Origin of the sequence: Paenibacillus elgii NBRC 100335, from assembly GCF_004000865.1 — a bacterium.
GTDB lineage: Bacteria > Bacillota > Bacilli > Paenibacillales > NBRC-103111 > Paenibacillus_G > Paenibacillus_G elgii.
Map to the genome: position 1 here is coordinate 157,706 of NZ_BIMB01000008.1, position 13,016 is coordinate 170,721.

Below are 13,016 nucleotides of genomic sequence, written 5' to 3' on the forward strand. Positions count from 1 at the left end.
CTTTACTGCTGCCGCGAACGGGTGTTAGGGTGGAATAGACGAGTCGTTTCTTTTCCTTGGATTGGCAGCTGCAGCAATTGCTAGGATGGTACCAGGCCGGATCAAACGAAGAGAGGTGCGTTATGTCAGAACGAAAAAAACGGAAAAAAGCTTTCTCTCGAACCGTCACGAAAGCGGTATCAATAGGGTTGACGGCCGTTATGGCGTCGACTCTGATGTTAGGGCCGAAAGCGGCCTTGGCGATGGAAACGCCGAAAGGGCCGGAGCAGCCTTATTTGTACGGCTATAACGCCAAGCAGATTAAGGAATGGACCCCGGAGAGCGACCCGTATGCGAAGTATTTTCGCTCCCGCGTTCCGCTAGCGAAGCGGATCGGAGCGTTCCAGCCGACGCAGGCGCATCCGGAATTAACGAGCACGGCCCAAGTCATGAATCTTTCCGCCGACTACGATAAGGAGGAATGGTTCGAGGGGTACCGCTATAACGACAGCTTCAGCCGCAACGTGCTGAAATATTGGCAGTATCAGGACATTTATGCCTCCTGGCACGGTTTGCCGGTGTACGGCTCTCCAACCGAGGAGGGCAAGCGGGATTACGGCGTGGTGAACCTGCCCAATCCGGCTTATACCGATGCGGCCCACCGCAACGGAGTTATCAGTCTGGGCGGTTGGTTCTGGCCGCGTAACATCAACTTCGCGGAGCTCGTCGAGAAGACGCCGGACGGCAAATTCCCGGTGGCCGATAAAATGATCGAAATGGCGAAGTATTTCGGCTTCGACGGATATTTTATCAACCAAGAAGCGACGATCAGCAAGGAGCATGCGGCTCTGCTGATGGAAATGCTGAAATATATGCGCAGCCAAGGGCTGTATATGAGCTGGTACGACAGCTTGACCGTAGACGGCAAGGTCTCCTATGTAAACGGATTCAACAAGGAAAACTCGCCGTGGCTGATGGACGAGCGTGACGGAAAGCGCGCGAACGACAGCATTTTCATGAACTACGCCTATACGCCGCAAGGCTTGGAGAGCAGCGCCGATCATGCGCGCAAGCTTGGTCTTGATCCGTATGCCTCGCTCTTCGCGGGCATCGAAAACGACAAATTCCGCTTTGACCGCGGTTTGGAGCTGGATGCGATTTTCAAAAACGACGCTTCCCGTACGCCACGGACGAGCGTAGCGCTTTTCGGCACGGATATGGTCTGGAACAAAGGTCCTAATCCGTTCGATCTCCGCATGCAGCCGGAAATCGAGAAGCGCGAGCAGGCCTATTGGTCGGGACCGAAGGGCAACCCTGCGGAGAGCGGCCGGGCGGTCGGCACCGAATATGAGAGCTGGCCGGGTATCGCCCATTACATACCGGAGCGCTCCGTTATCGGCTCCTATCCGTTCGTGACCCGCTTCAACAACGGGCATGGACTCGACTTCTTCGTGAACGGCCGGAAGGCCAGTGATACGGAGTGGAACAACATGGCGGCGCAGGACATCCTGCCGACATGGCAGTGGTGGACGCAGTCCGCAGGCAAGCCGCTGACGGTCGGATACGACTACGAAACCGCATGGAACGGCGGCTCTTCCTTGAAGGTGGAAGGCACGCTGAATTCGAGCCATGCTGCGGATATTCACCTGTACAAGACCGAGCTGCCGGTGACCAAAGAGGTGGAGCTGTCGCTGACGTACAAATCGGACGTTCAGCTGCCGGATAAGAAGGGTAACGGTCAGGCGCAAGGGCATCTGAAGAAGGCGGCGGACATTCAGGCGCTGCTAACGTTCAAGGACGACCCGCAGCATCCGGCCGCCGTCGATTTGAAAGCCGCGCCAAGCGACGATTGGACCACGGCTACGGCCAAGCTGAAGCCGTTCGAGGGACGCAGCATCGCCGCGATCGGTTTGCGTGTCGGCTCACAATCGGCGGAGGACGTGCCCTTTAAAGCCAGCATCGGCGAATTGAAGCTGACGGACGGCAAGAAACCGCAGGCGCCTGCCGCCCCGACGGGCTTCCGGGTCGAGAAGGCGATGTTCGACGATAATCAAGCCGCGATGTTCGTGAAGTGGGACTTCAACGCGAAGCAGCAGGATGTTTGGTATTACGACCTTATGCGCGTGGTAAATGGCAAGCGCGAATGGGTCGGACGAATTTACGACGAAGTGTATTACATCAAATCGCTTCCTCGTCTCGGCGAGAATGATGTGAAGCTGGAGCTGTATGCTGTAGGCAAAGACGGAACGGCGAGCGAGCCGCAGGCGCTGACTTGGAAATGGGGGAACGGGCAGAAGGTTCAATTCAACAAAGGTCCGGTTGCCGCAGCTTCCATTCATGCGATGCACCTGCAGGACAACAAGCTGACGATGGAAACCGGATGGACGAACTATGTCAATATCCGCGTCATGCCTTCCACGGCAGCAAATGTAAACGTCACTTGGACATCGAACAACGAGGCTGTCGCCAAAGTGGATGCACGGGGCAAAGTGACCGCGGTAGGCCCAGGCGATGCGGTGCTGACGGCGCAGACCGGTCCGGTTAACGGCCAGACGGGCGTGAAGACGGAAATCCGCGTGAAGGTTGTGGCGCCGGAAATTCCTCAGAACGGCGTCGTCCTGCAGGCGGAAAAATACGATCAGTCCAACGGCTTGTTCGTGCCGGGCACTTATGTGAACGTTCGCGACTTGAACTTTGCCGATTGGCTGTCGTTTAAGGATGTCGATTTCGGGGCAAAAGCAGCGTCGAAGCTGACGGTTCGGGCGGCTGTTCTTGCGAAGGACACCCGGGTGGAGGTGCGCTTGGGCGGCCCGCAGGGCGAGCTCATCGCAGATGTGGCGCTGCCGGTGGACGCGAAGCAGCTGGCTCCGTTCTACAAGAACTATACCGTCGATCTGAAAAAGCCTGTTACCGGCAAGCAGACCGTTCATGTGACTTTTAAAAACCCGAACTATACGAAGTGGAGCGTCCGCGATAACGGTATCGCCGATGTAGACTGGTTCCAGTTCCAATAGTTCAAGGTAAAGCACGTTTCGTTCAAGCGTGCGGGTACGTTAAGGCCTCTCGTCCAATGTGACGAGAGGCCTTTTTGGCGGGGCGGGATCGGTGTTAGGAGTTCAAAGAAGCATTTTCTCCGGTTACATTTGATTTACTTCGAGACCATATAACCACAGGTATTAGCAAAAGGGCAAGTCCTCCGCCAACAAGCGACAAGGTCGCATAGCTTGAGTGAGCTACGACCATACCGGATAGCGCACCACCCGAGGCCCCGGCAAGTGCAACCAACACATCAATCGTTCCTTGGGTTTTTGCCCGCGTGGTTGGGTCGGTTGAATCTACAATGATGGCTGTCCCGCTGATCAAGCCAAAGTTCCAACCGATCCCAAGCAACGATAGAGCAATAATAAGTATCAACATAGAATCCGGTGGAGCTGCCGCTGCTGTAATACCTGCAAGCAATAGAACGCCTCCCGAAGCAATCGACATGGCTGTACGACCGATTTTATCAACCAGAACGCCGGTAATGAGCGAGGGGAAATACATCGAGCCGATATGAATTCCGATGACTAATCCTACATCTCCCAAGCTATGGCCGTGATGTTTCATGTGGATTGGTGTCATGGTCATGATGGCAACCATAACGATTTGGGTTAAAATCATGACGGTTGCTCCGACAATCAAGCCGCTGTTGCTGCTTTTAGAAACTTTTTTACCCTCATCGGCTCCTTGACTCTGTCCCATGGATTGCTGCGACTTAAACACGGCCTTTGCAACGACGTAGGGATCGGGACGCAGGAAAATAAGAAAGACGCTTCCTGCAAGAAAAAAAGCTGCAGCAGCTAGGATAAACGGACCAGCAAGTGCTGGAATCCCAATGGAAGTTGCAAAATGACCTGTAACATTTACCATATTTGGACCTGCAACTGCACCAAAGGTGGTCGAAACCATAGCAATGCTAATTGCTTTTGCACGCTGATTAGGCATGGCTAAATCTGTTCCGGCGTAGCGGGCCTGTAAGTTTGTTGAGGTTCCCGCACCGTAAATAAGCAGCGATATGAACAGAAGAAGTACACTATGATTTGCTGCTGCCCCTATTACTCCTAGCGCGCCAAGACCCCCGGCAAAGAATCCTCCTGCAAGCCCAAGCCTGCGTCCGTAATGCTCTGATAGTCGCCCTACCCATAAGGCGGCCGCAGCAGAACCAAGGGTAATCAAGGCTGAAGGAACCCCCGCCAAGCTTTCTGTTCCCAACATCTCTTGTGCCAGGAGCGCTCCGACGGTTACACCGGCTGCAAGCCCTGCACCTCCAAAAATTTGGGAAAGGACTACGATAAGGAGGGAACGCTTATACAGCTTCCTTCGCAAATCCGGGGAATCTATGTATTGGCGAAGCAGGCTGTCTTGGATTTGGGGTTCATGCGTCATCGCTTAGAACCACCTTTCTCATTGTTTATAGTTGATTGTTCCATGTAACGTTTCCATTCGATTACGCCTTCTTCCAAACGAGATGCTTGGATTCCCTTGTTTTTTAAAATTTCAACCGCTTGGGCGGACATCAGACAATAGGGCCCTCTGCAATAAGCTACGATTTCCTTATCCGTTGGCAAAGACGCCAGGTGTTTCTCCAGGTCTTCCATAGGTATAGATATCGCGCCTGGAATATGGCCCGTTTCATACTCATCTTGTGGTCGAACATCTAGTAATACAACGTCTCCTCTCTCCATCCGCTTGAGGAGCTCTTCTAAACCGATAGGCTCCATATTCACATGATTCTGCAACATTTCAGTTTTAAGCTTCTGCACCTCTACTAATTGCTTTTCGCTAAGCCGATGTAAGGACACCATGAAATCGGCTACAGAAAGTCCGGCAATTTCATAAATAACAAAGTTCCCTTGTCTATGGGAACGGACCAGTCTTGATTCATGCAACGTTTGCAGATGTTGAGATACATTCGCAACACTCATCCCGGTTATTTTAACGAGTTGATCCACGGATTTGGGACCTTGGGAAAGCAAGTCAAGCAATTCCAGGCGTTTGGGACTGGATAAACACTTACCAATACGAGCAAATTCCTGATACAACTGATCTTTCCATATTCGTTCCATGCTCACAAAAAGACACCTCAATTATTCAATTAATTTATTGAATAGTTATAATGTAAGGGAACAATCTTGTAGAGTCAAGACTTTGCTTTCATGCTCCAAAATGGCAACATCAACAGTAAGAAAAAAAGCCTGCAATCTGCCGTGTACGGCGGACTGCAGGCTCTCGTTTTTTCGGTTATTAGCTAGCTGGTGGGAATGCCGCGGGCTTTCCAGATCCGGTCGATATCTCCGGCATGCTGGCCGCCGTAAAGCTGGAGGTCGGCTTGTTTGATCGCTTTGGCGCCGTCCTTAAAGGTGGCGGTCGGGGTGAGAGAGAAGTGGGCTTGAATGATAATTTTGGTGGCTACGTCGCGCCCGAAGGATTGTGCCATATCGTACAATCCTTGGGACCAAATTTCGCCGTCAGCGTGCACTTCATTTTGAAGGTCGCGCGGATACACTTTGTTTACGTCGAGGCGCCGCAGGCAAGGCGGATTGCTGCTGGAATACGACGTGGCGTCCCATTCGGCTACGCACGCTTTGCCGAAGCTGGTGGAGGAGGTAGCGTCTTCATAAGTCGCGCCGAGAAAATCGCCGAAGCCTTCGCCCATCGAGCCGCCTTCATGGGAATCGCCGAAGCCCGGCACCTGATTGTCTTGAATCGCGTGACCATATTCGTGGGCAATGACGCCGGCGTCTTCCGCATCGTCTACCCCGCCGGTACCGAAGGTTAACTCGCCTGTCGACGGCTGATAGTACGAGTTGTCGTCCGGAGACGCGTTGACGTTTACTTTAATGGCACGGTTGTTGACATTCTTGAAGCCAAGCTGCTGCAAATACCGCTGCAGCGTATCGATGTGGTAATAGGCCATGACATCCTCGAAGCTGTCGTTGGAACGGGTATAGTTGAACTGGTTGGAGGCCGAATACGTCTTGGCGGCGGAATTAATGTAGACGTATTGCCCGCGCAGGTAGCCGGAGCCGTCCAAGCCTTGGAGGGTAACGGATTTCAGCTGTTTGGTCAATTCGGGGGAATCCTGATCGTTGTTATCTTTGAGGTTGCCGACGGAGCCTTGGGATTCGACAGGGTTGGGGAGGAAAACTTTACCGGTGCCGTTCACGCGCTGGTTCAAATTCCGTTTGCGCAGCAGCTCTCCGCTGCCTGCATGAATGTAGGTTTCCCATGCGCCGTACGGGGCCTTGCTGTGGACGACGACTCGGTAGGTAGGCGTAGCGACGCCTTTCTGGATCGTATAGCCGTACTCCTCGGAGGATGGTGCCCATTCTCCCTGGGCCTGGTCTCCGACGAACTGGAGCGCTTTGGCCTTCAAATCGCCGGGCGGCAGCAGCTGCGACACCTGCTGAACCGTGGTGTAGGGCTCGTAGCCGGAGATGACCAAAGGATTGTGGAAAGAACGGTCCAAGGTGACGGTGACCTGCCGGTTAAACACCGGGGCGTTGTTCACGATCTGCTGATAACGGACATAATGGCCTGCGTCGGTTTGAATCGTGGTGACATACTTCAAGTCGGACAAATCGGCCTTGAGCTGATACTGCTTGGCGTGTTCCTTCAGATACCGGTCTACGGCAGCTTTGGTATCGGCGGGCTGCTTCTGCTCGGCGCTGATCGGGGCTTCCGTTTCCGCCATAGCCGTAGGGACCGCCAGGGTGAGTGCGATTGCGGCAGCGACCGTACTCCAAAGCTTGTGACGCTTGAACATAAAAACACCTCCAACAGGATGGAATGCGTTACGAAATTCATTGTATTACTTAATTTGTAATATATGACAGTCATAAGGGGCTTGGATCATGTCAAGGTTTGGACACGGACGGCATCGGTTGACCTCTTGCGTAGGAATAAAAAGGATGGTACAATCAGTTTAAACAATGATTAAAACATTGTTTAAAACGATGATTAACCCAATTTGCCGTTTCTGAAGAGGAGGGGCGCCTATGCCGCCGGATCAAATGGAAACCAAAGATAAAATTTTGCAAGCGACCTTGGACATGATCAAGAAGGAGGGCTTCGAGAACGTCACGATAAGAAAAATTGCTGCCCACTCGGACACCAATATTGCGCTGATCAATTACCATTTCGGCTCCAAAGATAAATTAATCAGCGAAGCGATTAAAATTATGCTGCTCGGCTTTCGCGAGACGTTCGATGTGTTGGACGACTCTGCCTTGCCGCCGAAAGAGAGGCTAAAAACGTTTCTGACACATTATGTGCAGGTCATTCGGGAGCACCCGGAGCTTGTCTCCCGAATCATCGCCACCGGAACCGCCATGTTCGCATCCCAAGTCGAATACGGTGAGTTCCTTCGCGAGATGGGATTTCATAAAATACAAGCCGTTTTACAGCAGATCACGCAGGAGGACCGTCCGGACCAACTCATGATGATGATTACGCAGCTGTTCGGCGCGATTTTCCTTCCCGCTCTCATGAAGCCGATTCTCGAATCGGGGGCTGGGGTGAAGATGCTGCCGGTTGGGGAGCAGATCGATTGGTTCTTTGAGCGCTATTTTCATGACGAATGAAGAGGACAGGGGAGAGAAGCCATGAATTTCTTAAGAAAGTATTGGCAGGACCTGGGGATGCTCGTAGCTCTGGCCGTGTGCATTTACTTGATCGTGAGCGGCAGCGGGATTCCGAAAATAACCGTGATGCTGTGGCTGAGCTTTGTTGCGATTCTGGTGCATCAATTCGAGGAGTACCGCTGGCCGGGCTTTTTCGGAGGGTTGTTCAATGCTCTTATTTTTAAAAGCGGGCAGCCGGATCGGTATCCGCTGAACCCGCAATCGGCCATGGTCATTAATCTGGTCATCGCTTACGTCTTTTACCTGCTTCCGCTGCTGTATCCGAATGTCATTTGGCTTGGTCTCGCTCCGATGCTTATGGGCTTTTTCCAGTTGATCTGGCATGGCATTTTCGCCAATCTGAAAGGAAGAACCTTCTATAATCCCGGTTTGTTCGCCGTCGTGTTTCTTCATATACCCGTAGGAGGATGGTATGTCCACCATATCGTGACACAGGGGCTGGCTACCGCGACGGATTGGATTGCCGGCACCGTTTACTTTGTCATCGCCGTGTATATTTTGATCATCAAAGGGAATATGTGGATGAAGGACCCGAATACCCGTTACCGGTTTTCTCCCCGGCAATTAGGGCCGTACAAGCTCAAGGGGATGTAAAGTAAGCGGCGACGTGGAGCAGGCCCATGCGACTTTTGCGCACGGGTCTGCTTATTTATTTGGAAAAAACCTAAAAAATTGGACCGAGCCTGCCGATATAAGCAGTTAGGTTAGGCGGGTTCGCATTGCGTTCCCCGGTCTGGACCAAGGGATGGCTTTGGCTGGCCGCAGATCCGGCCATTTTTTCTTCCGATGTCGTTCCGTCCACTTTTGCAGCGCGGTGCTCGCGGCCATGCTGGCTGCAAGGGCGAGCAGATCCGAAGCGGTTACTTTTCGGACGATCGCGTAGATCCCGGTGCCGGAGATAAGCTCAATGATAACGGCCTTCTTAAGATCCGAAGCGGATATCGCAAGGAACGGATAGGGGGTGGGCTTGGCTTTTGGGATATGCAATCGGATGTCCTCCTGCTCGTCGGATATAGCCGACCTACGATATAACGTATGGCAGTCGGATTTTGTCCTATTCGGAATGGGCAAAATAAAAAGCCCGTACTAAATCTTCTTGAGATTTAGCACAGGCTCGCTTGGTCGAATGAATTTACTTCATTGAGCTGCCGATGAGACCTATGAACAGAACACCGACTATCAAATATAAGACAAATCCGATGGCCATCCAGATCAGCGCGGCTTTCGCGTAATTCGATTTGCTCGGATTCGCTCCGCCGCCAAAGGCCCATACAAACAGCATAATAAGGTTTACGACCGGAATGATCAAAATCAGCAACGTAACGAGCCAATCTTTCACCGATATGATCGGCGCGGATTGAGGCTGATTCGCGTAGTTCACATTCGCCCCGGGATTTACATTTGTGTTCACTTGGAGGTTCCCCCTAAACATATTTTCTTGAGCAATAGACATGTAAGGTGTACGTTAAATATTACAAAAAACTAATATTTTGCCTAATATATTGCTCATATAGAAAATAATATGTTAAATTCCGTATAATTTCAAGATATTTTTTTGTAAATTGTTGTTTAGCGTCATTTCGTGTCGGTGTTCAAACGCTGGTTATGAAGCAAAAAAGCCAAAAACCGCTGCCCCTTGGTGGCGATTCTTGGCACTTTTGTCCTTGGTTCGTAAACATTTGTTAACGTTCGGTAAACCGCTAGCCCCTTTTGGCCGAGAGCCGTTCGGCTGCCTTATTTTTTCTCAAGATTCAACTGCCAGGAGACGCCGAACTTATCTTGTACCCAGCCGAATTTTTCGCTGAACGGGTAAGCTCCCAGCGGCATTAAAACGGATCCTCCATCGGACAGTCTCCCGAACACCCGCTCAATCTCTGCTTCCGTATCGCATGTTACATATAATGACATGGAAGGGGTGAATGTAAAATTGTGCTTCACACTGCTGTCGATGCACATAAACACCTGTCCGTTCAACGAAAATAAAGCTTGCACCACGGTTCCTTCGGCACCGGCTTCGTTCGGTCCGTACTGCTGCATGCTGATGATTTCCGATCGGTCAAATAAAGTGATGTAGAAGTTCATGGCCTCTTCGGCTTTTCCCTCGAACATGAGGAATGTAGTGATTTTTTGCTTCGCGTTTCCCATCTTAAATCCAGCTCCTTTATACTTTGTTCCCATCAAAAGTATTGACGTAAACTATCCGGATCAATCATCTAAAATTAAGGGATTCCCAAGGAGTCTCTCGAATATACATTGACAGGAATATTCCAATTCGGCTACATTTAATTCATGAATTCGATCTTGAGTGCTCTTGCGGAGCCAAACCGTCTACATATCGTCGAGCTCCTGCGTGACGGCCCGCTCACCGTAGGAGAAATCGCCGATCGGCTTGGGCTCCATCAGCCGCAAGCTTCCAAGCATCTCCGCGTCCTTAGCGAAGCTGGACTTGTCGAGATGCAGCCGGTCGCTAACCGCCGGATATACAGGCTGCGGCCCCAACCGCTAATGGAGCTGGATGCATGGCTCTCGTCGTTCCGCCGCATTTGGGAGGAAAGGTTCGACCGGTTGGACGAATATTTGCTGGAACTGCAAAAGTCAGAACAGAAGCATGACGACAAACCATAGCCGCGCTGCGCACGGCAGCGTGCGCTGATGGTAACCGTCGGAGAGGAGGGGGTCATTTCGTCCGGCGGAATTTCTGCCAATCCAGGACCATGAGTTTATGTACGCATGGAGCTTCCAGGATATCGACGGTCATCTGTGGGAAGTCATGTAGATGGACGCAAGTGCAGTTCCACAAGCGTTATCGGAATAGCTGCTAAGAACCTCCCACAATTTTGGGAGGTTTTTTCACAAGTATAACGTTGTCATGAGCTCATTGAGACCCGAGCTTGCGGCTGGGCTGGCACGTGGAGAAGAGTTATAGTAAGATGACCTCAAAAAAGATGTCAAAGGAGAAAAGCTATGTGCCGAAATATTAAGACGCTGTTCAACTTCGATCCTCCGGCAACCGAGGACGAGATTCAAGCCGCCTCGCTTCAATTCGTGAGGAAGCTGTCCGGCTTCAACAAGCCTTCGAAGGCGAACGAGGAAGCGTTCCAACTGGCCGTCGAGGAAGTCGCTGCTGCTGCCCGGAAGCTGCTGGACTCGCTGGTTACCCAAGCCGAGCCCCGCAACCGCGAGGTGGAGATCGAACGCGCCCGCATTCGATCGGCGAAACGCTTTGGTGCTGGGGAGAAGTAAGACCCCGCGCGGTCGAGCGGGAGAAGCGGGGAGAAAATAAACAGCCTCTCAACCCTTAACGGCGGATTGAGAGGCAATTTTGTTTTTAACGGAACTATTATTTTTTTACAGCATGGATATAATGAATCGTTTCGAACGCAGACAAATAATCCGTCCGACGACGAAAGAATTGGTCATGGATCGCAGCCGGCGATAAATGTTCATAAATGAGCAAGCCCGATTGCTCCAGCAGCTTCTCGATTTCGTCATAACTGAAGCACGATTTCATGGGTTCCCCGCTTGCCGCGGCCATTTTCACCATATTTTGAACCCGATTCGATGTCCCTTTCTCCACAAACAGATTTTCGTCCGCATAATCCAAAACGATAGAACTGCCTGCCGGGACTTTGGCAAATAAATGATGGATCAAGCTTGAAATTTCTTCTTTCGTTAAGTAATAAGAAACACCCAACAGGCTAAAGAACGTTTTGTGGTTTTCAAACCCTTCGTCGAATAGATTCTGATATGAAAACTGACGGGTGAAGTCCATAGGAACAAAATGAAGATGACTCGAAATGTCAAATCTGGCATGCTCCAACCTCTGCTTTTTCCATTCCTGGGTAGCCGGGTGGTCCACTTCAAATATGTCCAAGCTGTTTTTCAATTCCGGATGGCGGAAGCCAAAAGTATCTAACCCGGCTCCGAGAATGACATACTGCTTCAATCCCAGCTTCATTTCATGAAGCAATACTTTTTCGCAATACGCAGCACGTGCCAGCGGCGTCGGGGAAAGCTGGACTTGTACAATCCATTTTAACATTTCATCCGGATCATCCTGAAGCCTTTGAGCCATATCTGGATTGAAAAACGGCATGCCCCGAATCATATTTTCTCTGATGTCCGAAAACTCTTTTGGGGTAATGAGATCGATTGCAAGTAAATCATCGAAAATTTTGGGCGTGTCATTTTGGCTGTGATAGGCTCGACCAAAAGCGGATACGAGGGAAGTTAAACTGGACTCATTCGGCTTCATACAATTATCCTCCAGCATAAACAAAATAAGATTCCCCTGGCCAGGAGAATCTTATTATACACGCGATTTATTTAAATGTAAATTATAGCATAAAAGAACAATTTTGTCAATAGATAAATGCTCTTTGCTGGTGGTTTCTTCCAGAAATATAAAATATGAAATTTGTCTCATTTACATTTCTCTTTTTGTTCTTATTTTTCGGATTACAATAAATGCAGAGGCGGCAATCGATGCAACGATGCCAAACGATACAAACGGAGGGGAATGGAATGAGTTGGAAATGGGGCAAGCAACTGCTGCTTTTTGGCTACGAGGAAGCGATGTCCTGCGTGTTTCCCGCTTGTATTTTTCTTTCGTTGGCCTTGTTGAAAATCGCACCGCTGCCCGGCATGCCGGCTTACGACTGGATGCTTGTTATCTGTATCGCCGTGCAAATCATCATGGTGCGGGCAGGGCTGGAAACGATCGACGAGCTGAAAGTCATCTGCGTGTTTCATCTTATCGGTCTGGCGCTAGAGTTGTATAAAGTACATATGGGCTCCTGGGATTATCCGCAGCCGGGCTGGACCAAAATCGGCGGCGTTCCGCTGTATAGCGGCTTTATGTACGCAAGTGTGGCCAGCTATATATGTCAAGCTTGGCGCAGGCTTCATATCCGCTTGGACCGTTGGCCGTCTTCCGTCTGGACGGTAACGCTAGGGGCGGCGATCTACTTGAATTTTATGACCCACCACTTCATCCCTGATTTACGCTGGCTGCTTGCGGCTCTGTTGTTTGTGGTGTTTTTCCGCACGGCGCTTTTTTTCAAGGTCGGAGATATCGTGTACCGCATGCCGCTCACGCTTGGCTTTGCGCTTGTCGGTTTCTTTATCTGGATCGCCGAAAATATCGGAACTTGGCTGGGGGCATGGCGTTATCCCCATCAACAAAACGGCTGGAGTATGGTGTCGTGGAGCAAATTCAGCTCCTGGTTTCTGCTGGTCATCGTCAGCTTTATTATTGTCGCCCAATTGAAGCATGTAAAGGGGCTTCGCCCGAAAAAGAACACCGCCGATACGAGCATGCGGCATTAAGGGCAGAGGGTCAGCCTTCTTGCAGTA

The 13,016-nt window shown here is 51.0% G+C and carries 13 protein-coding genes; 6 read left to right on the plus strand and 7 right to left on the minus strand.

All coding sequences use genetic code 11. The features are described from left to right. Positions 1-122 precede the first annotated feature (122 nt). Entirely contained in the window at positions 123-2,993 is a 2,871-nt protein-coding gene (locus PEL01S_RS08605) for an endo-beta-N-acetylglucosaminidase (RefSeq protein WP_239551455.1), read from the plus strand. Positions 2,994-3,087: 94 nt separating this feature from the next. Here the strand turns inward: PEL01S_RS08605 and PEL01S_RS08610 are convergent, their stop codons facing one another. The 3 genes from PEL01S_RS08610 to PEL01S_RS08620 form a co-directional block, all read right to left on the minus strand. Then, the gene (locus PEL01S_RS08610; protein ID WP_127460028.1) at positions 3,088-4,404 is read right to left on the minus strand and encodes an MFS transporter; all 1,317 of its coding nucleotides are present in this window, start codon (positions 4,402-4,404) and stop codon (positions 3,088-3,090) included. Beyond that, positions 4,401-5,084, minus strand: a complete 684-nt coding sequence (locus PEL01S_RS08615) for an ArsR/SmtB family transcription factor (protein WP_127460029.1) — start codon at positions 5,082-5,084, stop codon at positions 4,401-4,403. The genes PEL01S_RS08610 and PEL01S_RS08615 overlap by 4 nt, the downstream gene beginning before the upstream one ends. Positions 5,085-5,266: 182 nt before the next feature. Beyond that, entirely contained in the window at positions 5,267-6,784 is a 1,518-nt protein-coding gene (locus tag PEL01S_RS08620; protein WP_127460030.1) for a M36 family metallopeptidase, read from the minus strand. Between the two features lie 232 nt (positions 6,785-7,016). On the opposite strand from PEL01S_RS08620, the gene PEL01S_RS08625 reads away from it, so the two are divergent. Both PEL01S_RS08625 and PEL01S_RS08630 read left to right on the plus strand, forming a co-directional pair. Further along, positions 7,017-7,601 (plus strand): TetR/AcrR family transcriptional regulator, encoded by a 585-nt coding sequence (locus PEL01S_RS08625; protein WP_063184610.1) that lies wholly within the window; start codon positions 7,017-7,019, stop codon positions 7,599-7,601. A gap of 21 nt (positions 7,602-7,622) precedes the next feature. Next, positions 7,623-8,255: an HXXEE domain-containing protein gene (locus PEL01S_RS08630; RefSeq protein ID WP_127460031.1), complete on the plus strand. Its 633-nt coding sequence runs from the start codon at positions 7,623-7,625 to the stop codon at positions 8,253-8,255. A 105-nt stretch (positions 8,256-8,360) separates the two neighbouring features. Here the strand turns inward: PEL01S_RS08630 and PEL01S_RS08635 are convergent, their stop codons facing one another. The 3 genes from PEL01S_RS08635 to PEL01S_RS08645 form a co-directional block, all read right to left on the minus strand. Beyond that, positions 8,361-8,648 carry a hypothetical protein gene (locus PEL01S_RS08635; protein WP_127460032.1) on the minus strand — a complete coding sequence of 96 codons (288 nt, stop codon included), beginning with the start codon at positions 8,646-8,648 and terminating at the stop codon, positions 8,361-8,363. Positions 8,649-8,793: 145 nt separating this feature from the next. Continuing rightward, positions 8,794-9,072: a hypothetical protein gene (locus PEL01S_RS08640; RefSeq protein ID WP_127460033.1), complete on the minus strand. Its 279-nt coding sequence runs from the start codon at positions 9,070-9,072 to the stop codon at positions 8,794-8,796. Between the two features lie 323 nt (positions 9,073-9,395). After that, complete coding sequence (locus PEL01S_RS08645; RefSeq protein ID WP_063184607.1) at positions 9,396-9,806, minus strand: VOC family protein; 411 nt, start codon at positions 9,804-9,806, stop codon at positions 9,396-9,398. 144 nt (positions 9,807-9,950) lie between these two features. Here PEL01S_RS08645 and PEL01S_RS08650 point away from each other — a divergent pair, with 144 nt between their 5' ends. Together PEL01S_RS08650 and PEL01S_RS08660 are read left to right on the plus strand one after the other, a co-directional pair. Continuing rightward, complete coding sequence (locus PEL01S_RS08650; protein ID WP_063184606.1) at positions 9,951-10,286, plus strand: ArsR/SmtB family transcription factor; 336 nt, start codon at positions 9,951-9,953, stop codon at positions 10,284-10,286. A 339-nt stretch (positions 10,287-10,625) separates the two neighbouring features. Then, on the plus strand, positions 10,626-10,904 hold the full coding sequence (locus PEL01S_RS08660; protein WP_063184605.1) for a DUF2277 domain-containing protein: 279 nt from the start codon (positions 10,626-10,628) through the stop codon (positions 10,902-10,904). A 97-nt stretch (positions 10,905-11,001) separates the two neighbouring features. Here the strand turns inward: PEL01S_RS08660 and PEL01S_RS08665 are convergent, their stop codons facing one another. Further along, entirely contained in the window at positions 11,002-11,916 is a 915-nt protein-coding gene (locus PEL01S_RS08665; RefSeq protein ID WP_127460050.1) for a class I SAM-dependent methyltransferase, read from the minus strand. A 269-nt stretch (positions 11,917-12,185) separates the two neighbouring features. Here PEL01S_RS08665 and PEL01S_RS08670 point away from each other — a divergent pair, with 269 nt between their 5' ends. Next, complete coding sequence (locus PEL01S_RS08670; RefSeq protein WP_127460034.1) at positions 12,186-12,989, plus strand: DUF817 domain-containing protein; 804 nt, start codon at positions 12,186-12,188, stop codon at positions 12,987-12,989. Positions 12,990-13,016: the final 27 nt, after the last annotated feature.

What these genes read in the sequence shown, in the direction of transcription:
- PEL01S_RS08605 (WP_239551455.1), top strand. Translation starts at nt 123, where the DNA reads ATGTCAGAACGAAAAAAACGGAAAAAAGCTTTCTCTCGAACCGTCACG.
- PEL01S_RS08610 (WP_127460028.1), bottom strand. Translation starts at nt 4,404, where the DNA reads ATGACGCATGAACCCCAAATCCAAGACAGCCTGCTTCGCCAATACATA.
- PEL01S_RS08615 (WP_127460029.1), bottom strand. Translation starts at nt 5,084, where the DNA reads ATGGAACGAATATGGAAAGATCAGTTGTATCAGGAATTTGCTCGTATT.
- PEL01S_RS08620 (WP_127460030.1), bottom strand. Translation starts at nt 6,784, where the DNA reads ATGTTCAAGCGTCACAAGCTTTGGAGTACGGTCGCTGCCGCAATCGCA.
- PEL01S_RS08625 (WP_063184610.1), top strand. Translation starts at nt 7,017, where the DNA reads ATGCCGCCGGATCAAATGGAAACCAAAGATAAAATTTTGCAAGCGACC.
- PEL01S_RS08630 (WP_127460031.1), top strand. Translation starts at nt 7,623, where the DNA reads ATGAATTTCTTAAGAAAGTATTGGCAGGACCTGGGGATGCTCGTAGCT.
- PEL01S_RS08645 (WP_063184607.1), bottom strand. Translation starts at nt 9,806, where the DNA reads ATGGGAAACGCGAAGCAAAAAATCACTACATTCCTCATGTTCGAGGGA.
- PEL01S_RS08650 (WP_063184606.1), top strand. Translation starts at nt 9,951, where the DNA reads ATGAATTCGATCTTGAGTGCTCTTGCGGAGCCAAACCGTCTACATATC.
- PEL01S_RS08660 (WP_063184605.1), top strand. Translation starts at nt 10,626, where the DNA reads ATGTGCCGAAATATTAAGACGCTGTTCAACTTCGATCCTCCGGCAACC.
- PEL01S_RS08665 (WP_127460050.1), bottom strand. Translation starts at nt 11,916, where the DNA reads ATGAAGCCGAATGAGTCCAGTTTAACTTCCCTCGTATCCGCTTTTGGT.
- PEL01S_RS08670 (WP_127460034.1), top strand. Translation starts at nt 12,186, where the DNA reads ATGAGTTGGAAATGGGGCAAGCAACTGCTGCTTTTTGGCTACGAGGAA.